The 23,639-nt window shown below is 32.1% G+C and carries 25 protein-coding genes and 2 tRNA genes; 14 read left to right on the forward strand and 13 right to left on the reverse strand.

What is annotated here, in order from left to right; translation table 11 throughout:
• Positions 1 to 10 precede the first annotated feature (10 nt).
• Positions 11 to 631: a tRNA (pseudouridine(54)-N(1))-methyltransferase TrmY gene (gene trmY, locus MEFER_RS06750; protein ID WP_015791872.1), complete on the reverse strand. Its 621-nt coding sequence runs from the start codon at positions 629 to 631 to the stop codon at positions 11 to 13.
• A 156-nt stretch (positions 632 to 787) separates the two neighbouring features.
• Positions 788 to 1,633, reverse strand: a complete 846-nt coding sequence (locus MEFER_RS06755; RefSeq protein ID WP_015791873.1) for a phosphate signaling complex PhoU family protein — start codon at positions 1,631 to 1,633, stop codon at positions 788 to 790.
• A gap of 220 nt (positions 1,634 to 1,853) precedes the next feature.
• Between MEFER_RS06755 and MEFER_RS06760 the strand changes: the two genes are divergently transcribed.
• The 3 genes from MEFER_RS06760 (at position 1,854) to MEFER_RS06770 (ending at position 3,093) form a co-directional block, all read left to right on the forward strand.
• On the forward strand, positions 1,854 to 2,546 hold the full coding sequence (locus tag MEFER_RS06760) for a DUF169 domain-containing protein (RefSeq protein ID WP_015791874.1): 693 nt from the start codon (positions 1,854 to 1,856) through the stop codon (positions 2,544 to 2,546).
• 92 nt (positions 2,547 to 2,638) lie between these two features.
• Complete coding sequence (locus MEFER_RS06765; RefSeq protein WP_015791875.1) at positions 2,639 to 2,896, forward strand: MJ0307 family thioredoxin; 258 nt, start codon at positions 2,639 to 2,641, stop codon at positions 2,894 to 2,896.
• 14 nt (positions 2,897 to 2,910) lie between these two features.
• Positions 2,911 to 3,093 carry a hypothetical protein gene (locus MEFER_RS06770; protein ID WP_015791876.1) on the forward strand — a complete coding sequence of 61 codons (183 nt, stop codon included), beginning with the start codon at positions 2,911 to 2,913 and terminating at the stop codon, positions 3,091 to 3,093.
• A 44-nt stretch (positions 3,094 to 3,137) separates the two neighbouring features.
• On the opposite strand, the gene MEFER_RS06775 is transcribed toward MEFER_RS06770, so the two are convergent.
• Positions 3,138 to 4,316 (reverse strand): chloride channel protein, encoded by a 1,179-nt coding sequence (locus MEFER_RS06775; protein WP_015791877.1) that lies wholly within the window; start codon positions 4,314 to 4,316, stop codon positions 3,138 to 3,140.
• A 106-nt stretch (positions 4,317 to 4,422) separates the two neighbouring features.
• Here MEFER_RS06775 and MEFER_RS06780 point away from each other — a divergent pair, with 106 nt between their 5' ends.
• Together MEFER_RS06780 and MEFER_RS06785 are read left to right on the forward strand one after the other, a co-directional pair.
• A complete protein-coding gene (locus MEFER_RS06780; RefSeq protein WP_015791878.1) occupies positions 4,423 to 5,688 on the forward strand; it encodes a tRNA(Ile)(2)-agmatinylcytidine synthase in 1,266 nt (421 codons plus the stop codon).
• Between the two features lie 21 nt (positions 5,689 to 5,709).
• Positions 5,710 to 6,864: a YcaO-related McrA-glycine thioamidation protein gene (locus MEFER_RS06785; protein ID WP_015791879.1), complete on the forward strand. Its 1,155-nt coding sequence runs from the start codon at positions 5,710 to 5,712 to the stop codon at positions 6,862 to 6,864.
• A gap of 127 nt (positions 6,865 to 6,991) precedes the next feature.
• Here the strand turns inward: MEFER_RS06785 and nifB are convergent, their stop codons facing one another.
• Both nifB and MEFER_RS06795 read right to left on the reverse strand, forming a co-directional pair.
• On the reverse strand, positions 6,992 to 7,906 hold the full coding sequence (gene nifB / locus MEFER_RS06790; protein ID WP_048056364.1) for a FeMo cofactor biosynthesis protein NifB: 915 nt from the start codon (positions 7,904 to 7,906) through the stop codon (positions 6,992 to 6,994).
• 121 nt (positions 7,907 to 8,027) lie between these two features.
• Complete coding sequence (locus MEFER_RS06795) at positions 8,028 to 8,657, reverse strand: HoxN/HupN/NixA family nickel/cobalt transporter (RefSeq protein WP_015791882.1); 630 nt, start codon at positions 8,655 to 8,657, stop codon at positions 8,028 to 8,030.
• Between the two features lie 297 nt (positions 8,658 to 8,954).
• Between MEFER_RS06795 and MEFER_RS06800 the strand changes: the two genes are divergently transcribed.
• Genes MEFER_RS06800 through MEFER_RS06815 form a run of 4 tightly spaced genes read left to right on the forward strand, consistent with a single transcriptional unit; the run spans position 8,955 to position 11,624 of the window.
• Positions 8,955 to 9,653 (forward strand): energy-coupling factor ABC transporter permease, encoded by a 699-nt coding sequence (locus tag MEFER_RS06800; protein WP_048056365.1) that lies wholly within the window; start codon positions 8,955 to 8,957, stop codon positions 9,651 to 9,653.
• Between the two features lies 1 nt (position 9,654).
• Positions 9,655 to 9,945, forward strand: coding sequence for an energy-coupling factor ABC transporter substrate-binding protein (locus MEFER_RS06805; protein ID WP_015791884.1), 291 nt, complete (start codon positions 9,655 to 9,657; stop codon positions 9,943 to 9,945).
• Between the two features lie 44 nt (positions 9,946 to 9,989).
• Positions 9,990 to 10,775, forward strand: coding sequence for a cobalt ECF transporter T component CbiQ (gene cbiQ / locus MEFER_RS06810; protein ID WP_015791885.1), 786 nt, complete (start codon positions 9,990 to 9,992; stop codon positions 10,773 to 10,775).
• A 9-nt stretch (positions 10,776 to 10,784) separates the two neighbouring features.
• On the forward strand, positions 10,785 to 11,624 hold the full coding sequence (locus tag MEFER_RS06815; protein WP_015791886.1) for an ATP-binding cassette domain-containing protein: 840 nt from the start codon (positions 10,785 to 10,787) through the stop codon (positions 11,622 to 11,624).
• On the opposite strand, the gene mvk is transcribed toward MEFER_RS06815, so the two are convergent.
• The 6 genes from mvk to MEFER_RS06845 form a co-directional block, all read right to left on the reverse strand.
• Positions 11,621 to 12,556: a mevalonate kinase gene (gene mvk, locus MEFER_RS06820; protein ID WP_015791887.1), complete on the reverse strand. Its 936-nt coding sequence runs from the start codon at positions 12,554 to 12,556 to the stop codon at positions 11,621 to 11,623. The two genes, MEFER_RS06815 and mvk, sit on opposite strands and share 4 nt — an antisense overlap.
• Positions 12,557 to 12,567: 11 nt before the next feature.
• Entirely contained in the window at positions 12,568 to 13,596 is a 1,029-nt protein-coding gene (locus tag MEFER_RS06825; protein ID WP_015791888.1) for a nucleotidyltransferase domain-containing protein, read from the reverse strand.
• 4 nt (positions 13,597 to 13,600) lie between these two features.
• Positions 13,601 to 14,449, reverse strand: coding sequence for a shikimate dehydrogenase (aroE, locus tag MEFER_RS06830; RefSeq protein ID WP_015791889.1), 849 nt, complete (start codon positions 14,447 to 14,449; stop codon positions 13,601 to 13,603).
• Between the two features lie 44 nt (positions 14,450 to 14,493).
• The gene (locus MEFER_RS06835; RefSeq protein WP_015791890.1) at positions 14,494 to 15,075 is read right to left on the reverse strand and encodes a flavodoxin family protein; all 582 of its coding nucleotides are present in this window, start codon (positions 15,073 to 15,075) and stop codon (positions 14,494 to 14,496) included.
• A gap of 113 nt (positions 15,076 to 15,188) precedes the next feature.
• A complete protein-coding gene (locus MEFER_RS06840; protein ID WP_015791891.1) occupies positions 15,189 to 15,596 on the reverse strand; it encodes a secondary thiamine-phosphate synthase enzyme YjbQ in 408 nt (135 codons plus the stop codon).
• 161 nt (positions 15,597 to 15,757) lie between these two features.
• Positions 15,758 to 15,845: transfer RNA gene (locus tag MEFER_RS06845), tRNA-Ser, on the reverse strand.
• Between the two features lie 101 nt (positions 15,846 to 15,946).
• Between MEFER_RS06845 and MEFER_RS06850 the strand changes: the two genes are divergently transcribed.
• From MEFER_RS06850 to MEFER_RS06860, 3 genes are all read left to right on the forward strand, one after another.
• A tRNA-Val gene (locus MEFER_RS06850) sits at positions 15,947 to 16,022 on the forward strand.
• 309 nt (positions 16,023 to 16,331) lie between these two features.
• On the forward strand, positions 16,332 to 17,570 hold the full coding sequence (gene truD, locus MEFER_RS06855; protein ID WP_342626778.1) for a tRNA pseudouridine(13) synthase TruD: 1,239 nt from the start codon (positions 16,332 to 16,334) through the stop codon (positions 17,568 to 17,570).
• A 14-nt stretch (positions 17,571 to 17,584) separates the two neighbouring features.
• Positions 17,585 to 18,766, forward strand: a complete 1,182-nt coding sequence (locus MEFER_RS06860; protein ID WP_048056366.1) for a TraB family protein — start codon at positions 17,585 to 17,587, stop codon at positions 18,764 to 18,766.
• Positions 18,767 to 18,782: 16 nt separating this feature from the next.
• Here the strand turns inward: MEFER_RS06860 and MEFER_RS06865 are convergent, their stop codons facing one another.
• A complete protein-coding gene (locus MEFER_RS06865) occupies positions 18,783 to 19,640 on the reverse strand; it encodes a ribose-phosphate diphosphokinase (RefSeq protein WP_015791894.1) in 858 nt (285 codons plus the stop codon).
• Between the two features lie 410 nt (positions 19,641 to 20,050).
• Entirely contained in the window at positions 20,051 to 21,697 is a 1,647-nt protein-coding gene (gene pheT, locus MEFER_RS06870; protein ID WP_015791895.1) for a phenylalanine--tRNA ligase subunit beta, read from the reverse strand.
• 221 nt (positions 21,698 to 21,918) lie between these two features.
• On the opposite strand from pheT, the gene MEFER_RS06875 reads away from it, so the two are divergent.
• The gene (locus tag MEFER_RS06875) at positions 21,919 to 23,337 is read left to right on the forward strand and encodes an aspartate kinase (RefSeq protein WP_015791896.1); all 1,419 of its coding nucleotides are present in this window, start codon (positions 21,919 to 21,921) and stop codon (positions 23,335 to 23,337) included.
• Positions 23,338 to 23,368: 31 nt separating this feature from the next.
• Positions 23,369 to 23,578, forward strand: a complete 210-nt coding sequence (locus MEFER_RS06880) for a tetratricopeptide repeat protein (RefSeq protein WP_048056466.1) — start codon at positions 23,369 to 23,371, stop codon at positions 23,576 to 23,578.
• The last annotated feature ends 61 nt before the right edge of the window (positions 23,579 to 23,639 follow it).

A 23,639-nucleotide genomic window follows, 5' to 3' on the forward strand; every position in this document is an offset into this window, starting at 1 on the left:
CTCTTCTTTTTTATTCAGTATTGTTAAATCCCCTTTTGTCCAACACATTATGTATTATTGTTATGCAGTGGTTTGCATGCAATTCCAAAGGTGATAAAGAGACTTTTTTAGCACCAATTTCGTCTAAAAATTTTTCATCATCTTCTCCAATCCCTATATGATCTCCAATTACAAAGACTGGATTTTCTATATCAACGTTTTCAACATCTTCTCCATCTCTATGTAAATAGTAAATATTCTTCCCTTCTCTTAACTTTTCTAAAATTAAATCCCTAAATCCTAACCTTTTTACATAAATACCAGGGGTTGATAAATTCCAGTATTTTCTATCTTCCTCATCGAGCTCTTCAAATTTTTTAAGAGCTTTTTTTATAAATATGGCTATATTTCTCTCATCTGGGGAAACCTTCTTTAATTCATTACCTACAAACTTTATGCAAACTGGTGGATTTGGCTGTCCATACAAAACAGCGTAAAAAACAACATCCCTCCTAATGTCATGGGATAAAAAGAATGCATCGCTAACGCATCTACAGAGTAAATCCAACCTTCCACAACTTCCTGGCAAATCTTTTAAATTTATATCTGAAGAAGTTATTGTTTTATTTGCTTTAAATATAAATTCTCTCATAACATCCCTCCGAAACTTTAAGAAAGTTAAACAAATCCTACGGATTTGTAGCCAGAAAGCAAAGCTTTCTGTTTCATCAAAGCAAACATCTCTTCACTTACGTTCAGAGGTGTAAATTAAATTTCAAAATTGGTTGATTTGGTAAAATTAATTTTCTTACAACATCCCTCTTTTTAACCTTTCAGGAACTGGATTTCTTGGTATGTTGTGATACAACTCTAAGGCAATATCTACAATATTCACACATCTATCTCCAAATCTTTCAATATCCTTTAAAAACATTCCAAATTGAACATAGAAGTTTAGATCTTCCCTTCTATTTTCTAAAACCTTTTTCAATAATGATTCAAGATTTTTATGCAATTGTTCTTCAAGCTCATGAATCTTTGTTTCCTTTCTTTTGCTTTTAACAACGTCTATAGCTTCAACTAACATCTCTCTAAGTATGCCAAATATTTCTTCCACATCATTTTCAATATCTTCATCTAACTTGAGCCCATGAACTACCTCTTCAGCAATGTTTGCTATATAATCCCCCAACCTCTCGAGATTTGAGGCGATTGTTGAAAAAGCATTGGCATAGGCTCCTGGTAAATATTTTAAAGCATTCATTCCTAAAAGTAATCTAATCTCCTCCTCCATTTTATTTAATGCGTAATCTTTAATTATTATATCTTCAGCCAATTTTTTATCGTTATTTTTTAAAGCAGTATATACTAAATCCAAGTTGCTTAAAAGTGTTTTTTCCATTTTTTCCAAGGTTGTTTTTATCTCTTTCATCAAAAGATTTTCATCAAACTCTAAGTTTATTTTGTGTAATTTGCTCATATCTACTACATAAGGATGTTTAACGATTTTTTCATCAATTAGTGGCTTTAAAAGTTTGGCAACGTATCTCCTACTAATTCCAAGTTTTTCAGCTATTTCATCCTGTGTTTCAGGTTCTTCTTCAATAATAACCCTTATTATCCCAGCTAATGTGGCTTCCTTCCCTCTCAACATGGTATCCCGTAAATTCATATTTTATGTAATTAATCACCCAACTTTCTATAAATAGTTTTTTAAAATTACCCAAATGCTTATAAAAGATGTCAAACAAAATAATTAATGAATTTAAAATCATTGAAAAATAAATTGCTCTGAAAAAAATCGAAAGGTATATATACTTTGAACTAATATATTATAGTTCGTAAGATATACACAACCATTCACAGGTGATATTATGGATGTCAATGAAATAAGAGAAAATGCAAAAAAATTAATGGAATTGTTAGGAGTAGATAAACCATTAGTTGCTGTAAAATTGGCAAAAACAAAGGATGAGATTCCAGAAGGCTATGAAACTTTAGAAGAAGAGAAAAGACATTGTGAAATGATTCAACTTGCAAGATTAGAAAGAAAAAAATTGTATGCAACAGCTGACAAACACCTCTGTAAGGGAGGGGCTTACGCAATTGGAGTATTTAGAAACCCACCAGAACCTTTAGCAACAGGAAAATTGTATGTTAAGTTAGGAAACTACAAAGATGAAGAAGCAGCTAAAAAAACTGTTGATGCAATACCAAGAGTTGAAGAAGAGATTTACGCATCAGTCTATGCCCCATTAGATGAAACTGATTTCGTTCCAGACTCAATTGTCTTCATTGGGTTGCCAAAGCATGCATTAAGATTGGTTCAGGCAATACTCTACCACAAAGGTGGAAGATTCCAGGCAGATTACTCAGGAATTCAGTCATTGTGTGCTGATGCTGTAGCAGCAGTTTATACAAGAAAAGCTCCAAATATGACCTTAGGATGTAACGGTTCAAGAAAATACGCTGGAATACAGCCTGAAGAGGCAGTTGTAGCCTTCCCACCAGAGAAATTGAAAGATATTGTAGAGGCATTAGAACACTTCAAACAAGTGTGGGGCTAAACTTTTTTAATTTAATTTTTTGAAAAAACTATTTATAATATTTTAACCAAGAGTTTTTATGTCAACAAAATAAGATTTGATAAGGTGTTAGTATGTCAAAAGTAAAAATAGAACTCTTTACATCTCCTATGTGCCCTCACTGTCCTGCAGCTAAAAGGGTAGTTGAAGAGGTAGCTAATGAAATGGCAGATGTGGTTGAAGTAGAATACATAAATGTTATGGAAAATCCACAAAAAGCTATGGAATATGGAATAATGGCAGTCCCAACTATTGTAATAAATGGGGATGTTGAATTTATCGGAGCTCCTACAAAAGAGGCATTAGTTGAAGCAATAAAGAAAAGATTGTAAATTCAGGGGAGGGTATGAAATTAAGGATTGTTTGTAAAGATGAGGAGCTTACAGATGATGAGCTCTGCATAAAATGTGAATTATGCCTTGGAAGAGATTTAACAACAATGATAGAGATTATGCAGGAAGAATATGATATTAAAGAGATTGTAATTCCAGACTGTGAAAAGTTGAAGAATATTTTGATTTTGGAATAAAATTAAATTCTTTTTTATTTTTATTTTTGAATTTTAAATCTTTTTTAAAACTTTATATACTTAAATATTGTTTCAAATTTCGTTATTTGATAACCAATAACTGCTCCTATTGATGCTGGAACTGCAAAATCAAATCCAAAAATCTCTGTGCATAACACTGCTCCACCCAATGGGGAGTTTGTTGAAGCTGATAATGATGTTGCTATTCCTAAAATTATGAAAGGTATTGGATCTGCCCCAATTATGGAACTAAATATCATTCCAGAGATTGCCCCCACACAGATGGATGGAAACACAACTCCTCCAGGGACTCCAGAACCAACTGTAAATGATGTAGCTAAAATCTTTCCAATTAATAGCAATATTAGTAATTCTAAAGGAAAACTTAGGAAAAATAGGTCTTTTACAAGCTCTAAACCTAATCCCAAAACCTCTGGAATAAAGTATCCAATTATGGCAACTAAAATTCCTCCAATTAATGTTTTAATGCAGTAAGGGGCTTTAAAGTTATCAAACGTCGTTGCTATTTTTCTGTAAGTTTTTATATAATAGTAGGATATGGCTGAACAAAAGAACGCAGCTAATAAAAACAAAATAAAATCGAGTGGGTGTATTGAATAGGATAGGTAAATATCAAAAAGATGTTTTTTTCCAGTAATCATATAGAAGATTATATAACCTACAACACTTGCAATGATTGGGGGGAGTAGGTTAATGTAATTAAAGTTTTCATGCTCAATAATTTCACATGCCAATATTGCTGTTCCTAATGGAGCTGAAAACGCCCCTCCTAAACCTCCAGCAATTCCTGTTATAATAACTAACTCTCTATTTTTTAGTTTTAACAATCTATAAAGCTCATCTGCAAACGACGCACTCGACTGCACACAAGGTCCCTCTTTTCCAGCACTTCCTCCTACGGCAATAACAACGCCAGCCAACAAAACCTTTAAAAAACCGTTTATCCACGTTAATTTCTCGTTAATGTTTAAAGCTTTTAAAACCCTATCAATACCAGAACCTTTTAACTCGTAAATATAATCAACAAATAAACCAGAAATAAAAAATACTATTGGTATCAAAAAAATATTGTGTTTTTCTGGAAAATATTTTATAATAATTGCCATAATTACTGAGCTTAAACCCCCAACAATACCTATTAACGATGCAATACCAATCCATCTTATCATCTGTATAAATTTATCAAATACATTAACAACCATAAATATCCACTTTGTAATTTACTTTTTTATCAGATATTAATATATAGGTTTTATTTATTTGTAACTGGCATAGCAAAATAAAATTTACAAAATTTGGTGATATGTGATGTTTATTGGGATTGACGACACCGATAGCCCAAATAAATACTGCACCACCTATATAGCAACTTTATTGGTGGAGGAGTTAAAAGGCAATGGATACAGTGTAGATATGCCAAAACTCATTAGAATGAATCCAATGGTTAAGTATAAAACAAGAGGTAATGGAGGAGTGGCAATACATGTTTTAGATGAGCTTTATTCAAAAGATAGGGAGGAGATTAAAAATATAACAATTAGTTTGGTTGAAAAATATACGGATTTTGAATGCGAAAACACGAATCCTGGAATTGTATTTTTAGATGAAGATAAATATAAAGAAAATAGGGAAAATCTCAGCTATTATTATAAAAAAGTCCTTTATGATATCGTTGACGTTAATTACGCTGAAAAATTTATATTAAAGGTTGGAGGGGAGTTTATAAAGTATAAATTAGGTAGGGGAATAATTGGAGCTTTAGGGGCGATATCATCAACTCCACCATACACCTACGAGCTTTTAGCTTATAGAAAGAGGGAAATGTGGGGTAAAAAAAGGGAAGTTAATGAGAATAGCGTTATAAAAATGGATAAGGAAACATTCCCACATACCTTTGACAACTACGATTATGAAAATAACAAAATTTTAATAACTCCAAATACACCATGCCCTGTTTTGTTTGGGATTAGGGGAATTGATGCTGAGGTTTTACTAAAAGCCATGAACATGATTGAAGGAGAAAAACCAGAAAGATTTATGATTTTTAAAACAAATCATGGGACAGATGTGCATTTAAGAAGATTAGATATTAAAGATATTTATCCAAATACTGGAGTTATTGTTTATGGTAAAGTTGTTGAGGAGCCAAAAAATATAGAAGGGGGGCATGTTATATTTAAAATATCGGACGGCACTGGAGAAATTGACTGTGTAGCTTATGAACCAACAAAAGGATTTAGGGATATTGTAAGAAAGCTGATAGTTGGGGATTATGTAGCTGTTTACGGCACTATTAGGGAAGAGCCATTTGGAATAAATATAGAAAAAATAAAAATCTTAAAATTGGAGAAAAAATTTGTTAAGGATAAGAGATGTCCATACTGTGGAGGAACTTTAAAATCAAAGGGTAAAAAGGCAGGTTATAAATGTAAAAAATGTAAAAAATCTATAGCCTATGATGAGATTAAAAAGATAGAGGTTGAAAGGGATTTGAAAGTTGGATTTTATGAAGTGCCGGGTTCTGCAAGAAGGCATTTAAGTAAGCCAATACAGTTGATAGATTTAATAGGGTAAAATTATAATGAGGTTGATTATATGGATATAAGGTATAAGTTGGCAAGTTATAGAATTTGTTCCCCAGAAGAGACATTTGAAAAAATTCAAGATGCTTTAAAAAAGATACAAACGATAGAGATTGGAAATATACAACATTTAGATAAGTTAGGAATTCCAGTTTATTATTTAAAGAGGAGGGTTGTTGTGAATGGAAAAGAAGGGGAAGTTGTGCACTATGGAAAGGGGGCTACTGATATTCAAGCAAAGGTCTCTGCATGCATGGAGGCAATAGAGAGATTTTCAGCAAGTTATGATGAAGATAAAGTTAAAGAAAAGGCGGATAATCCAATAAATATTGAGGATTTAATATTACCACAATATGCGGATAAAAATGTTAAAGAATGGGTTGAAGGGGTTGATATTATTAATGATGAGATTGTTGATGTTCCAGCAGATGCTGTTTTTTATCCCACAGAAGGAAAATTGTTTAGGGGGCATACAAACGGTTTGGCTAGTGGAAACACTTTGGATGAGGCAATTTTACATGCTACTTTAGAAATTATAGAGAGGGATGCTTGGAGCTTGGCTGATTTATCAAGAAGAATTCCAACAAAAATAAATCCTGAGGATGCAAAAAACCCTCTAATTCATGAATTAATTGAAAAGTTTGAAAAAGCTGGAGTAGAAGTGATTTTAAAGGATTTAACATCAGAGTTTGAAATTCCAGTGGTTGCCGCTATAAGTGATGATTCAAGCAAAGACCCTCTAATGCTCTGTGTTGGTGTAGGTTGCCATTTACATCCAGAGATAGCTATTTTAAGAGCTTTAACTGAAGTTGCTCAAAGTAGGGCTTCTCAACTACATGGATTTAGGAGAGATGCTAAATTGAGGAAAGAATTTACGTCAAAAATTCCTTATGAGAGGTTAAAAAGAATCCACAAGAAGTGGTTTGAATATGAAGAGGAGATAAATGTTGCAGAAATGCCAAACAATGCGAGATACGATTTAAAGAAAGATTTGGAGTTTATAAAAGATAAAATCTCTGAATACGGATTTGATAAATTGATATACGTTAATTTAAATAGGGTTGGAGTTGATGCTGTAAGAGTTATAATTCCTAAAATGGAAGTTTATACAATGGATAGGGATAGGTTATCAAAAAATGCCTTAGAGAGAGTTAAAAGGAAACTTTAAGAAAGTTTCATCAAAACGGATGCATTAAGGAAGGGCTTTCAGCCCTTCATAATACCTCTTAATTTAAGTGAGGCTGAACGTAGTGAAGCCACTCTGGTTATATTCAATAAAATTAGGATTTTCCTTATTAATGTGAAAAATGTTTTAAAGTAAATGCATCTAACTCTTTGTTCATTTCTTTATTTTTTTCTTTAAAGAAATCTTCCAATATCTTTCTCTCTTTTATTAAACCTGCTGAATCAGCCCTACACTGCCCACAAGCTCTAAATTGTGGGAGGTATTTTTCACAATCTTCTCTAACTCTTTTTATCTCTTCACATGTTGGAGGCCTCAAATGGCTCATTTTGTATAATGGGATTAAAGGAATGATGTTTTGTATGTAGGCGAAGTCTTTCAACTCTCTAGCTATATCAACAACGTGATTCATATTTATATCTGGGATTAAGACAGTGTTTATTTTTATTATTAAACCTTCATCAAAAGCCTTTTTTATCCCATCTATTTGATTCTCTATCAATATTTTGGCTCCTTCAATGCCATGATGTATTTTTTTATCATAATACACCCATTCAACTATATCCTTTAAAATCTCTGGATCTATGGCATTCACAGTAACAGTAACTGTCTTTACATTTAAATCAGCCAATTTTTTATAGTATTTATTTAACAAAAGCCCGTTTGTTGAAATACATTTTATTAAATCTGGGAATTTTTCATCAAGAATCTCTAAAGTTTCAAACGTCTCCTTATTGAATAAACTATCTCCCGGCCCAGCAATACCAACAACTTTGATGTTTGGAATCTCTTCCAACAATTTTTTTACATAGCTTTCAACGTCCTCTGGCTTTAATACTGATAAAGCCACTCCTGGCCTGTGCTCACACGCGTCTTTCCCCAAACTTCTTCTGCAAAACTTACATGCAATGTTACACTTTGGAGCTACTGGAAGATGAACTCTCCCAACTTTATCATGGATTTTTTCGTTAAAGCAGGGATGTATTTTTGTTATATGGGCAAACTTCGACATCTTCTTTTTATCCATATTATCACATGCATAATTTAGTTATTTTGAACAAAGTTATAATTTTGTTTTTAGATTTAGATTTTGCTTATAAAACATACATTTGTTTTTACTCATATAAAATATTATCAATAAAATTTGGTTAGACAATACATTCAATTATTGGATGAATTGCTGTATATATTCCGATAGATATTATAATTCCCCCAGTTATTAAAGGGAGTTTTGTTATTTTTCTACTACCAATGTATTTTTTTATTAGTTCTTTACTCTCAACAAATGCAACAGCTAAACCAGTTAATGATATGGCCAACCCAACACTAAATATTGCTACATAAATCAAACCATCAATTAAATTTCCTGATGAGATTGATAACAGCAAAACTGCCAATGCCGCAGGGCAAGGGACTAAACCAGCAGATAATCCTAAGGCAATAACTCCTTTTTTTGTATCTACATTGTGCTCATGGGGGTGAAAGTAATGCCTAACTATCCAAACCCCAACGGCAATTAAAATTAATCCCCCTACAACGCTCATCATATCATGAACTAAATCAATATTCAATTTTTCAACCAAATATAATGACAAAATTCCCAATAAAAATATCACTGCTGTGTGTGAGATAGTTATTGTAGTCCCTAACAATATGGCATCTTTTAAATCCGATTTTGTTCCTAAAATATATGCTGCTATAACGCTCTTTCCATGTCCTGGTTCTAATGCATGAAGCATTCCGAGTATGAATGCGGTAACTGTATATAGTAGATTCATGGGTATCACGATAATACTTAGTTTTTATATAAACCAAATTTATGTAATATTTAGTATTACTATATTGTCACATATATTTAAATAGTTTATTACTAAAAAAGAAAACTTAATCACTACTAAAAATGTCTTTAATTTAGATTATTAATAAAAAATAATAAAAAATTAACAATAATTTATTAAAGATAATACAATTAAAGTTTATTTTATTAATAATAAAATACCGTTAAATTTTTATATGATAAAAAATACTGTAAAAGTGTTAAGTTTTTTTGAATTATATTATATTGGGGTGATAATTTGCACATAATGGAAGGGTTTCTTCCACTCCAATGGTGTATAATTTGGTACGTTATCTCAGGTATTGTTGTTATTTATGGGATAATGCAACTAAAGAAAATAATCTCTGAAAATCCAGAAGCAAAACCATTAATAGCAGTTGCTGGAGCATTCATGTTTGTTTTAAGCTCTTTAAAAATGCCATCTGTTACAGGAAGTTGTTCTCACCCATGCGGTAACGGTTTGGGGGCAGCATTGTTTGGTCCTGCAGTTACGGCAGTGTTGGCAACTATTGTTCTATTGTTCCAGGCATTATTGTTGGCCCATGGTGGAATAACTACCTTAGGGGCTAATGTTTTTTCAATGGGTATTGTTGGGCCATTTGTTGGTTGGATTATTTATAAAGCGTTAAAAGGAAAAATAAACTCAACTTATGCAATTGGTTTGGCAGCGATATTTGCTGACTGGGCAACTTATGTTACAACATCAATTCAATTAACTTTGGCGTTCCCAGGAGCTGATCCAATTAAGACATTTACAGCCTTTGCTACGGTGTTTGCAATAACACAAATTCCACTGGCAATTGCAGAAGGTCTTTTAACAATGATATTGTGGGATTACATAAAGAAATTGAGACCAGACATTTTGTTGAAGTTGGGAGTTATTGATGAAAGTGAAGTCCCTCACTTAAATGTAACTCCATCTGCAGGGGGTGAATAATTTGGAAACAAAACACATTTTAATGCTCTTAGGGGTCGTAATTTTGTGTATCATTCCATTGGTAATGTATGCAGGCAAAGGTGAAGAAGAAGGATACTTTGGAGGAGCAGATGATGCAGCAGGGGATGTAATTCAAGAGGTAAATCCTGATTATCAGCCATGGTTTGAACCAATCTGGGAGCCACCAAGTGGGGAAATTGAGAGTCTATTATTTGCTTTGCAGGCAGCAATTGGGGCTATAATTATTGGCTACTTCATAGGCTACTACAAGGCAAAATCTCAATATGCTTAAATTTTTATTTTTAATTTTTATTTTGAAAGAAATTTAAAGGTGATGTGTTGTTGCAGAATACAATTGATAACATTGCTTTTAACAACAATTTAAGGAATATTAATCCAAAATTAAAGGTTATTTTTGCTATTTTATCATTATTTGTCTGTGTAGCTTCAAAATCTATAGTAGTTCCTTTAATTATAGCAGCTGTAATGATTTACTTAACCCTGTTTAAGGCAAAAGTGCCAAAAAAAGTATATTTAACTTTATTTCTTCCAGTTGTTGGGTTTGGGTTATTTACGTTAGTATTTATGGGCTTTTGGTATGGAGAAGAGATTATATGCTCGTTTAAAATATTAAACTTTACAGTTGGATTTTATAAAGATGGTTTGGGTATGGGTTTGCTGGTTTTTAGCAGAATGCTTGGAGGAGTCGCATCAACTCTATTTTTAGCTTTAACAACGCCAATGACTGAAATTTTTTATATATTAAGGAGTTTGGGTTTGCCGAGTGTTGTGGTTGATATAGCTATGATGATGTATAGATACATCTTTGTATTATTGGATGAGCTTATAAAAATGCAGAATGCACAGGAAACAAGATTGGGTTATAGAAATTTAAAAACAGCGTATAAATCACTAGGGATGTTGGCATCACATTTATTTATAAGGACTTGGGAAAAAGGGGAGCGTTTATTTATAACCATGAGTTCAAGATGTTATGATGGAGAGCTAAAGCCACTCGGGGAAATAGAGAATCCAAAACTGATTTATATAATTGGGATAGTATTATTTGAAATAATACTAATAATAATCTCCCACCTTACTATGGATTTCAAGCTCATTTAGGTGAAATAGATGTATATGATAGAAACAAGGGATTTGCATTTTAGATATCCTGATGGAACAGAGGTTTTGAAAGGTATAAATTTTAAAGTAAACAAAGGAGAAATTGTTTCCATACTCGGCCCAAATGGGGTAGGAAAATCTACTTTATTTTTACATTTCAATGGAATTTTAAGACCTACAAAAGGAGAGGTTTTGATAAAAGGAAAACCAATAAAATATGATAAAAAAAGTTTAATAGAAGTTAGAAAAACTGTAGGTTTGGTTTTTCAAAATCCAGATGACCAGATATTTGCCCCAACAGTTAAGGAAGATGTGGCCTTTGGACCTTTAAACCTTGGCTTACCAAAAGATGAAGTTGAGAGGAGAGTTAAAGAAGCTTTAAAAGCTGTGGGAATGGAAGGGTTTGAAAATAAGCCTCCTCACCATTTAAGCGGGGGACAAAAAAAGAGGGTTGCCATAGCTGGGATTTTGGCAATGGAGCCAGAAGTTATTGTTTTGGATGAACCAACATCCGGTTTAGACCCTGTTGGAGCATCAAAGATTATGAAATTGTTGTATGATTTAAATAAAAAAGGAATGACCATAGTTATCTCAACCCACGACGTGGATTTAGTTCCTGTCTATGCAGACAAGGTTTATGTTATGTATGACGGAAAGATTTTGAAAGAGGGAACGCCAAAAGAAGTTTTCAGCGACATTGAAACAATAAGGAAGGCAAATTTAAGATTGCCAAGGGTTACCCATTTAATTGAGATTTTGAATAAAGAGGATAAGATTCCTATTGAATGGGGCTTTACCATTGGGGAGGTTAGGAGAAATATAGCCGAATATTTAAAAGAAAAGTGTTAATATACCATTTTGCACTCAAAGATTTTTACATTCTCTTTATTTAACTCTTTTAGTAATTCTTTTTCCTTTTCTTCATTAACTAAGATTATTACACATCCTCCTCCTCCAGCTCCTGTTAGTTTTGCTCCAAAACCAAGTTTATTTCCAATATCAACAACTTTATCGATTTTTGGTGTTGATATATTTAGTTTTTTTAATAAATCATGATTTTTTGCCATACATTTCCCAAATTCCTCTTTGTTATATGTTTTTAAGGCATTTTCAATAACCTTATCTATCTCCTTAAATATCTCATCCTTATTTTCAATTTTTGCTACTTCATTGACTAATTCAGCAGTTTTTTTCTTTCTTTTTTCAACATAAACAATTAAAAATTTACAACTTTTTAAAAATTCCTCAAAATCCTCTCTAATTTTTCTAAATTTATTGTTTTTTATTTCTAAAATCCCTTTATAAGTTATTGTTGATGTATCTGTAACACTCGCCTTTCCTTGGATTTTTTTCTCAACACTGAAGCCGAGTTTTGCAATCTCATCATCTTTAAGAGGTTTGTTGTAAAATTTGCCAATTGCTTTTATAGTTCCAATTGTTATTGAAGCTGAGCTACCTAAACCACAGCTTATTGGAATATTTGAGCTTATATTTAATTCAAAACCTTTTTTTGGCTCTATATTTAAATAATCCATGGTTTCTTTTATTGCACAAAGGCAATATTTAAAATCTCCAAAGTTATTTGGCTCTATTTCTTTTAAATCCTTCAAATTTAACTTTAAACTTTTATTCAAATCGTTTAGATTTAAAATTATTTTGTCGCTATTTTCTTTAATTTCTACAGTTGATGTTAAATCAATTGCCATAGATATGGCTCTATAACCATAAACTACTGCATGCTCTCCAAATAGTATAACCTTTGACGGAGTTTTGACTATCATAGCAATACCTATCATTTATGTTTTCTTAATTTTATGTACTCATTAAACGCCTCTCTTGTAGTTCCAACAACAATCCTTTTGTAGTTTTCTCCATTTTTGCATATAACTTCTTCTAATTTACCTCTCGCTATAATCTCTTCACCATTGAAACACTGACCCGCATAGGTGTGGGTGAAGGAAACAACTTCCTTTATATCATTATCGTTATAGCACTCTATTTTATAAACTGCAGGGTTGTCAAAGGCAAAGTCATCGTTTAAAACTCTTCCCTCTATCTCTTTAAATCCTAAATTTTTATATCTTCTATCTCCATATTTTTCATTTATTTCTTCCCACTCTCTTGTAAATAACAAATCAAACATTGTATTATCTATAACTCCCCTATTAAACTTCCTTTTTTCATAAAATACAAATTCCTCATAGCTTAGAGTTCCGTCTTTAATTCTCTTTTCATAGGCAATCTTCCAAAAATTATCTGACAATGGTGTTAATTTGTTATCTTCAAATGCTTGCTTTAAAGCCTCTCTTGCCTTTTTATGCATTTCTTTTCCATAAATCACAAAATCAATATCTGAATTTTTATTGTTTAATTTTAACAACAATGAACCGCTAACACCCATACTTTTAATTGAAACTCCGTAATCTTCCAATGTTAAAGCCAATTTTCTACATTTTTCCTCCAAATTATTTAAATTTCCATCCTCATTTACAATTTCTTTTAATCTCTCTTTTGGACTTAAAATTCTCTTAACATCTTCTTTTGGGATAGCGTGCATTAAAACGTTAATTGTTTCATCATAAAAAAGATATTTATCAAATTTTTCTTTTAAAAATTTGTAGGCTTTATCTGTCTCAGCCATTTTTACATACTTTTTTCCATTAATCTCCCTAAGATTATTTTTATCCACTTCAAAATCTACAAATTCATAAGGAACGTATCTTAAAAAAGCAAAAAATCTATCTTCTGGGTGATAATAGGTGTTTACAGCAAAGTATAGCCCTTCAACTGTTTCTATAAAATCTCTAATCCTTACTTTCATAATCTCACTTCTTTATCTTATCAATTATTGCATTTTTCATAACTTCTATATTTGGTTCTACTCCAGTCCATATCTTAAATGCAACAGCCCCTTGATAAATCAACATTCCTAAACCATTTATTGCCTTTGCATTGGCTTTTTTAGCCTCTTTTAACAAAACAGTTTCTAATGGATTGTAGATTAAATCCATAACCACCATATCTTCTCTCAACTTATCAGCTTTAACTATCGGCTCAACATCAACGTTTGGATACATTCCAATAGGTGTGGCATTTATTACTACATCAATGTCATCTAAATCAACATTTAATCCTCCAAATTTAATTTCTTCACCAAATTTCTTATTTAATTTTTCGGCAATTTCTCTTGCCAATTTTTCAGCTTTTTCAACTGTTCTATTAGCTATTATAATATTGTTATCCTTTGCCAGGTCAAAAGCTACTGCCCTTGCGGCTCCCCCAGCTCCATAGATAACTATATTTTTCCCTTTAACTTCTCCGATTTCTTCCTCTAAAGCCTTTCTTGCCCCAATACCATCTGTGTTGTATCCAATAGCTTTTCCATTCTCTATCTTTATTGTATTCACAGCTCCAATCAATTGGGCGTCTCTATCAATTTCATCTAAATACTTCATAATCTCTATTTTGTGAGGAATTGTTACATTAAATCCAACTATTCCAAGAGCTTTAGCTCCATCTATTACATACTTTAAATTTTCTGGTAAAACATCAAATGCAACATAAACGTAATTCAATCCTTTATCTTTAAAAGCAGCGTTGTGCATAATTGGTGAAAAAGAGTGTTCTACAGGATGACCAATCAATCCAATAACCTTGGTTTTTGCATCTATCATACTATCACGTAATTTAGCTTTAAAATAAAAAATAAAATTAAAATTTATTTTTTCATTAATTTGAGAACTTCAGCTATCTTTTTACCTAAGTTTCTTGATGTTTCTAGCCCAATCTTATCATTTTTACAATCTCCTGGGGCACCACCAACACCAGTACCTCCATAGTGGGCTGATGGGTCACTATCTCCGACAACTATCATTGAGTGGATTAAGAAGAAGTTGTGAATTTGTTGAATTGTTGTTTCTTGCCCACCATTTCTAGCTGCTCCAACTGCTATTGCTCCACCAACTTTGTTTTTTAATTGAAAACCTCTTCTTAAAACTCTTGATCTGTCCATCAACATCTTTAATTGGGCTGTAACCCCACCAAAGTAGACTGGTGAACCGATGATGATTCCGTCAGCTTCTTTCATTTTCTCCAATATTTCATCAACATCATCAACTATCTGACAGCTTCCTGTCTCTACACATACATTGCAACCAATGCATGGGTTTAATTCCTTATCAGCTAATGATATGAATTCTGTTTCAATTCCTTCTTCAGCAACGGCATTTAAAGCTTCTCTAACTAACAAAGTTGTATTTCCTTCTGGTCTTGGACTACCGCTTATTCCAATAACTTTCATAATTCTCACCCACGTTTAATTGTCATTAAAATATTCAATTATTATGTTTTAAATAATTTTCGCTATTTATTTACTTAAATTAAAATATTTAAGTCATTTTTAACGTTATTTGGTTATTTCTCATTATCAGCTATTATTTTTACATAAAATTCCCTTCTTCTCGGTCCATCAAATTCAGCAAAAAATATTCCCTGCCATGTTCCCAATAGTGGTTTTCCATCTTTGATAATGATTGTTTGGGAACAGCCTACTAAAGAACTTTTTATATGCGCATCTGAATTTCCTTCTAAGTGTGTAAAATTCCAGTTTTTTGGAATAAGATGGGATAAGAAGTTTATTATATCATGCTTTACTGAAGGATCGGCATTTTCATTTATGGTTATTCCAGCAGTTGTGTGTGGAACATAAATTACAGCAATTCCATCACTAATTTTTGATTCAGATATTGCTGAAACTATTTGTGGAGTTATATCTACTAACTCTTCCCTTCTATTTGTTTTTATTTGAAATTTGAATAGCATTAACACCACCAACAGGGTTTTATAGAATTTTTATTCTGACAGTTTTAAATATCTTATGACAAAAAATTTAAATATAAAAATATATGGATGTTATGGATTATTATTAAAAAACAAAACTTATAGATTAATTTTTAAAATTAAAAAGAGTTTTAGAAAAATCATGGCGCGGGGGCCGGGACTTGAACCCGGGCTGGGCGTTGCCCAACGGGATTAGCAGTCCCGCGCCGTACCAGGCTGGGCCACCCCCGCACTAAAAGCAAACACTAATTGTGTATAAGAGATATATATAGTTTTCGTTCAACATACCATAAAAATTTTATACTCTAACTATTTTTAAATTCTTATTGATTGGGCTCGTGGTCTAGTGGCTATGATGCCGCCCTCACAAGGCGGTGGTCGCGGGTTCGAATCCCGCCGAGCCCACCAAATATTTACCTACATAGGAACAAAGCTCCTATAAGATGAAATCCTACGGATTTCATTACTCTCCTATTGGCGATTGCTATACTCCAGAGCGGGCTTCACTACGTTCAGCCTCGCTTAAATTAAGAGACATTGCCGAGTGTAGCGAGGCAATGCATCCCGGGTATACCAATAGGGCGTAAGCCCTATGGTTTTGATGAAATGGAAAGCTTTGCTTTCCAGCTAGGAAATCTATGATTTTCATTCAACTTTTACTAAAAGTTTCGTTCGAATCCTCTTGAGTCCACTATATTTACATTATGTAGCTTTTTTATTTGTTTATTTTTCTTTTTAAAGAGTTTAAATTCGAGGGGTGATTTTATGAAGCTTAGAATGAAACCAGAAGATTTTATAGTTGAAGAGATTGTCGATTTTGATAAGATATCTGGAAATAAGTGTTATCTCTATAAATTAACAAAGAGGAATATAGAGAGTTTAAGGGCATTTTCATACATATCAAAAAAATTTAGAATTCCACTTAGGGATATTGGATATTGTGGGTTAAAAGATAGGCATGCTTTAACAACTCAATATGTATCGATACCAAAAAAATATGGAAAGTTTAGCTTAGATGAACCAAATTTAAAGTTAGAATTGATTGGAGAATCAAAATTTTTATTATTAGGTGATTTAGAGGGGAATAGATTTACAATAACAGTTAGAGGTTTAAAAAAGGAAGATATTCCAAAAATGAAGGAAAATTTAAAATATTTGGAGTTTGGGGCTCCAAATTATTTTGACAGTCAGCGGTTTGGTAGCGTCTTTGATAAAAAATTTATCTCCAAAGAGGTGATAAAAGGAAATTATGAAGAGGCTGTAAAAATATTATTAACAAAATACAAAAAATCTGAAAAAAAGATAATAAAGGATTTAAAAAGATTTATTGCTAAAAATTGGGGAGATTGGAATAAAATTTGGAATTATATTGAAAAAAATAATATAAAAGCAAGATTGTATGTAAATATGGTTAAAGAGCTTAAAGAAAGTGGAGATTATAAAAAGGCACTGAGTTATGTTGATGATAGGTTAAAGAAGATTTTTGTCGCTGCTTATCAAAGCTATTTATGGAATGAGTGTGTAAAAGAGTTGTTAAGTAAATACATACCTGAGGAGGATAGGGTCTATTATGAATATGAATGTGGAACTCTCATGTTCTACAAAAAAATGGATGAAGATATTTTCAACATGTTAAAAGATAAAAAATTTCCAACAATAGCTCCAGATATTGAATACAGCGGAGAGGAGAAGAAAATTATTGAAAAAATTTTAAAAAATGAAGGTGTTGGTATAAAAGATCTAAACAATATAGGGGATTTGGGAAGATTCATATATAGTGAGAGAAAGATTTTATCAATACCTAAAAATCTAAAGATTGGAGATTTTGAAGAAGATGAGTTAAATAAGGGAAAATACAAAATAACTTTGAGCTATGAATTGGAAAAGGGAAGTTATGCAACAATTATTATAAAGAGGGCTTTCTTAGGTGTAAAAACTAAAAAAAGGAAGAGATAATATTGGTGATTACTTTGAAATATATTAAAGTGTTTAATGGAGTTAATGAATGTGATATCTATTTAATTGGAACCGCCCATGTTTCAAAAGATAGTGTTGAAGAAGTTGAAAAAATCATATCCTCTACATCTCCAGAAGGGATTGCCGTAGAGCTTGATGATAGGAGGTTTTTCTCATTAATTACAAATGAAAATAAAAAAATAAGTTTAAAAAAGGTATTGGAAGAAGGAGATTTCATAAAATTTTTTATATATTTAATTTTGGCCAATTCTCAAAAAAGGATAGGGGAGAGTTTTGGAATAAAGCCTGGTAGTGAGATGAAAAAAGCTATAGAAATAGCTGGAAGATATGGGGTGCCAGTATATTTAATAGATAGAGATATAAATATCACATTATCAAGGTTGATAGACAAAATGTCCTTTAAAGAAAAAATGAAGATTCTTTGGGAGCTTTTAAACTCTGAGGATGAGGATTTAGAGGTGAATGATGATTTATTAAAGGAGATGGTTGAACATCCTGAAAAATTTACAAAACTGTTAAAGGAGATATCCCCGACAATATATGAAGTTATGGTTGATGAAAGAGATAAATTTATGGCTAAAAGATTATTTGAGTTAAGCAAAGGGAAAAATTCATTAGTTGCAGTTGTAGGGGCTGGACACGTTGAGGGAATTATAAGATATTTGAAAAAACTTGAAAGTGGGGATGATATAGATTTGATGGAATTAATAAAAGTGAGGAGAAAGAAAAAATCCTTAACAAAAGTTTTAGCTTATGCTATCTCATTTTTAATAATTGCTATATTTTTGTATGCCGTATATTATGCCTTAAACAACCCTGAGCTGTTAGAGATGATCACCTTTCAATGGGTGTTATTTACTGGGGGGTTATCTGCTTTAGGTGTTTTATTGGCGAGAGGTAAGTTAATAACCGCTTTAGTTGCCTTTCTCTCAGCCCCTATAACAACCCTCGTTCCATTGCCATTAGCAGCTGTTGGAACAATAGCTGGACTTGTAGAGTTGAAGTATAGGGAGATAACAGATAAGGATTTAACTGGAATAATAAACGCTGAATCAATAAAAGAGCTTTTAAATAACAATTTGTTCAGGATTTTGTTAGTTGCTACTCTCTCAAATATAGGCGCTTCTATTGGAGTATTTTACTGCTTAGGAAAGTTTATTGGATTTTTAGGATAAAAAAAGAAAATTTAATTTATTTTAATAAATCAACGATAACCTCTGCAACACTAACCTTGCTAACCTCTGATAGGTATGTGTCAGTTCCTACAACCTCTTCAACACCAGCTGAATAAAGCTTGTTTAGAGCATCTCCAATTAAAACAGGATGAACACACGCGGCGATTATCTTCTTAGCTCCCTGCTCTTTCAACAACTTTACTGCAGTAGCCATAGTTCCTCCAGTAGAGATTATGTCGTCAACAATCAAAACATCTCTTCCATTAACATCTAATGTCTTTGGAGCTATTTGAATTTCTGTTGGGGAGAGTCTTGTTTTTTCTAAGTAATCGTATTCAGTATTTAGGATTTTAGATGCCGTTTTAGCGAATTCTAAAGCTCCTTTGTCTGGAGCTAAGACGATAGGGTTATCTAATTTATCTTTAACATATTCAGCCAATTTTGGAACTGCATCTCCATAGATGAATGGGATTGTGAAGAAATCTTTTATGTGTATTTCGTGTGGGTTGATGGTTATGAGTTTATCAACAATGTTTGAGTAGATTCTTGCTAAAGCCCTAATGCTTATAGCTTCTCCAGGGTTGAATTTTTTATCTTGTCTTGCGTAAGCTAAGTATGGAGCAACTAAGGTTATTTTTTTAACTCCCTCATCTCTTAAAGCATCACATAGCAAAATCGTCTCTACAATTGCATCATTTTGATTTTTTTGTGTATTTATTATAACTGCCTCATCATCGTTGATTTCATCCACCACTCTAACATAAATTTCATTATCTGGGAATCTTTTGTACTCCACTCTTGTCAATTTTGTATTTAAAAGCTGAGCTACTTTAAAAGCCAAATTTTGGGATTGACTGCCAGATACTACAATCATCTTTATCACCAAATTTATTTTATTATTTCTTAAAAATAAAAATAAAGGAGATATAAAAATTTTATTCAATTGAACCTTTTTATAACAACCTTTTAGTAAAAGGTTGCTCGAACAACCTTTTAAGAAAAGGTTGATCAAAACTTATGGGTATACCAATAGGGCGTGAGTCCTATGGTGCGTTGATCAAAACGGATGCATTAAGGAGGGGCTAAAGTCCCTCATAATGCCTCTTAGACTAAAGTGGGGCTGAACATAGTGAAGTCCCGCTCTGGGATATAACGAACAACCTTTTACTAAAAGCCTGGGAAAATTAATTTTGATGAAATGGAAAGCAAAGCTTTCCAGCTATAAAAATCTATGATTTTCATTCAATTTTCTTAAGTTTCATATCAATAGGCAGAGCCCTATGGTTATTCAATCTCTAATTCAAACCCAACAACTGGAAACTCCAATTCAAAGTTTGTAATAACCTCTGGGTGAATTTCCCCAAAGTATCCAATGATTTTTCCATCCTTTATTATCTTTGCACATCTTCCTTTAATAAATGATGGATGTTCGAAATTATCAATCTCGTATTTAATTTTGAGCTCTCTTAATAAGCCCTCAACATAGCTCTTTATCTCATTAAAGTTCGTTTCATTATCTACAATAACTCCAGCTATTTTTTTAACAACCCTTGATCTTGTTTCAGTATTTTCATCAATAATTACGCAATCTCCAATCTCAAATATTTTTTGTGGCAACTCCTTATGTTTGTTTATCCTTAAAGTTTCCATTAATAATGGTAGAATGCTTTTCCTAACAATTCTATGTTCAATTGATGCAGGTTTTAGAACTTCTATGTAATTGCTGTCTTCAATTCTCATCTTTTTAAATAAGACATCATCATTTGATAGCATTAGGTTTATAACCTCATAGAATCCAAATCCAACCATAATCTCTCTTATAAAATCACACTTCTTTTCCAATTTATTTAGTTCTCCAATAGTTCCAATAATTGGATATTCTCCAGTGAATTTGTTGTAGCCGTAGGCGATAGCTACCTCTTCAGCAATATCAATCTCTCCAAATACATCCACCCTATATGCAGGAATATAAACCTTTATTTTATTGTCTGCAAATTGAGCATCTAATCTACATCTTCTCAAATAGTTTATTATAGCCCCGGGTGTTAAATTAGTCCCCAAAATTTTGTTTATAAACTCTGGAGTAGTTTCCACGACATCTTCTTTCAAATCTGGATAAATAATCTTTTTATTATCTTTAATTACTTCAACAGCATGTATTTTACCATATTTCCTCTCTGCTAATGCAGTGACGATGATATTTAGAGTTTTTTCTACGGCATATTTATCAGTTCCAGTAACATCAATAAATAAATTCCTTGTTTCAGTTGTAACCCTTGTTAATTCTCCGTTGATTATTGGTGGCATGGATAAAACGTTTCCTTCACTATCTAAAATGATTGGAAACCTATCATCTTTAATTAAATGAGCGTATTTTATCCCTTTTTCATGTTTTTCTAAAATCTCTTTTGGTGTTATCTCTTCATCATAGTTTAATGGAACGAATTTAATCTCATCCCCTTTAACTTCTTTGTAATAGAAAGGAGGCTTAACCTTATCAACATCATGAATTCCTATTGCCACTTTTTTCCTATCTCTACCCATAACCCAGTGTAATTTTTCTTGGAGGTTTATTATGCTCTCTAAAACATAATCGTCAATAATAACCCCTTTAACCATAGCCGCAGCTATATATGGTCTTGTTTCAACACCTTCATTGTATAGCTTTACATCAGAATATTCGATATCATATTTTTTTAAACCTGTTTCTATCCCAATAATTCCTCTAAACCCTCTTGCCAAACCTTCAGCACTTAAATAATCAGGTCTATTTGGATTTATTGAAAATTGGATAACTTTTTCTCCATCTTCTTCAAAGATGCCTTCAACTTCAACACCCATCATTGGAAACTTTTCTTCAATAAATTCATCTTCTAATGGCATATTTACCAATCTCTCTAAATCAACTTTCTTAACATTTATTGTAGGCATTCTTATCACCCATATGATAATAAGTTAAACTTATAAACTTAATATTTTAATAGGACTTTGTAGTTTATATATAAAAGGTGTGGTGAATTTCATCTTATTTATATCATCTCCATTAAAAATTAACTAAAATTGGAATAAATAGCTCTTATTTAGTAGAGGAAAATTTTAAATATTTGATTTAAAAATTTTTTGTTCAATCATAAACGTTTTTGGTGTAAGTTATGGTAACTGTAATGAAGTTTGGAGGAACTTCAGTAGGTTCTGGAGAAAGAATTAGAAATGTAGCAAAAATAGTGGTAAAAAAGAAAAAAGAAGATGATGTTGTTGTTGTAGTTTCAGCTATGAGTGAGGTAACAAATGCCTTAGTAGATATTTCCCAACAGGCTTTAGATGTTAGAGATATTGCAAAAATAGGGGATTTTATAGAATTTATAAAAGAGAAACACTATAAAGCTATAGAAGAGGCTATAAAATCTGAAGAAATAAAAGAAGAGGTTAAAAAGATAATTGATAGCAGAATTGAGGAGTTGGAGAAGGTTTTAATTGGAGTTGCTTATTTAGGAGAGCTAACACCAAAATCAAGAGATTACATCTTATCATTTGGAGAGAGGCTTTCTTCCCCAATACTAAGTGGAGCTATTAGGGATTTAGGAGAAAAATCAATAGCTTTAGAAGGAGGAGAGGCAGGAATTATAACCGATAACAACTTTGGTAGTGCAAGGGTTAAAAGATTGGAAGTTAAAGAGAGGTTATTGCCACTATTAAAAGAGGGAATTATCCCAGTGGTTACTGGATTTATAGGAACTACTGAGGAAGGGTATATAACAACCTTAGGAAGGGGAGGAAGTGATTACTCAGCTGCTTTAATTGGTTATGGTTTAGATGCAAATGTTATTGAAATATGGACTGATGTTAGTGGAGTTTATACAACAGACCCAAGGTTAGTGCCAACTGCAAGAAGAATTCCAAGATTGAGTTATATAGAGGCAATGGAATTGGCATACTTTGGAGCTAAGGTTTTACATCCAAGGACTATAGAGCCAGCAATGGAAAAGGGGATTCCAATATTGGTAAAAAATACATTTGAGCCAGAGAATGAAGGAACTTTGATAACCAATGATATGGAGATGAGCGATAGTATTGTTAAGGCAATATCTACAATAAAAAACGTTGCCCTCATAAATATATTTGGGGCTGGAATGGTTGGAGTTAGTGGAACAGCGGCAAGAATATTTAAAGCTTTAGGAGAAGAGGATGTTAATGTCATTTTAATAAGTCAAGGTTCTTCTGAAACAAACATTTCCCTTGTAGTTAGTGAGGAGGATGTGGATAAAGCAATAAATGCATTAAAAAGAGAGTTTGGAGACTTCGGAAAGAAGAGCTTTTTAAATAACAATTTAATTAGGGATGTGAGCGTTGATAGAGATGTTTGTGTAGTTTCAGTTGTTGGAGCTGGAATGAAAGGGGCTAAGGGCATAGCTGGAAAGATATTCACAACAGTATCTGAAAGTGGAGCGAATATAAAGATGATTGCTCAAGGTTCTTCTGAAGTAAATATATCATTTGTTATCGATGAAAAAGACTTATTAAATTGTGTAAGAAAATTACATGAGAGATTTATTGAAAAAAGAAATGGCTAATTTTTTATTTTATAATTTTTGGGTGTTAATTATGGATGAGAATGTTAAAAAGGCAGAATATTATTACAAAAAAGGTGTTGAAATAGGAAATAAAGGAGATGTGGAAAAGGCTTTGGAGTATTTTAATAAGGCAATTAAACTAAATCCATTTTATATAGATGCATGGTTTAATAAAGCTTTGGCTTTGAGAATTTTGGGAAGGTACGAAGAGGCAAGGAAGTGTTTTTTTTTAGAGGTTTAACCCTTCAAAATAGTAAAAAATAGTTATTATTTTTTGATTATCTATATTAAAACATTTAAAT

This window comes from Methanocaldococcus fervens AG86 (assembly GCF_000023985.1).
GTDB classification, from domain to species: Archaea; AGJL01; Methanococci; order Methanococcales; family Methanocaldococcaceae; genus Methanocaldococcus; species Methanocaldococcus fervens.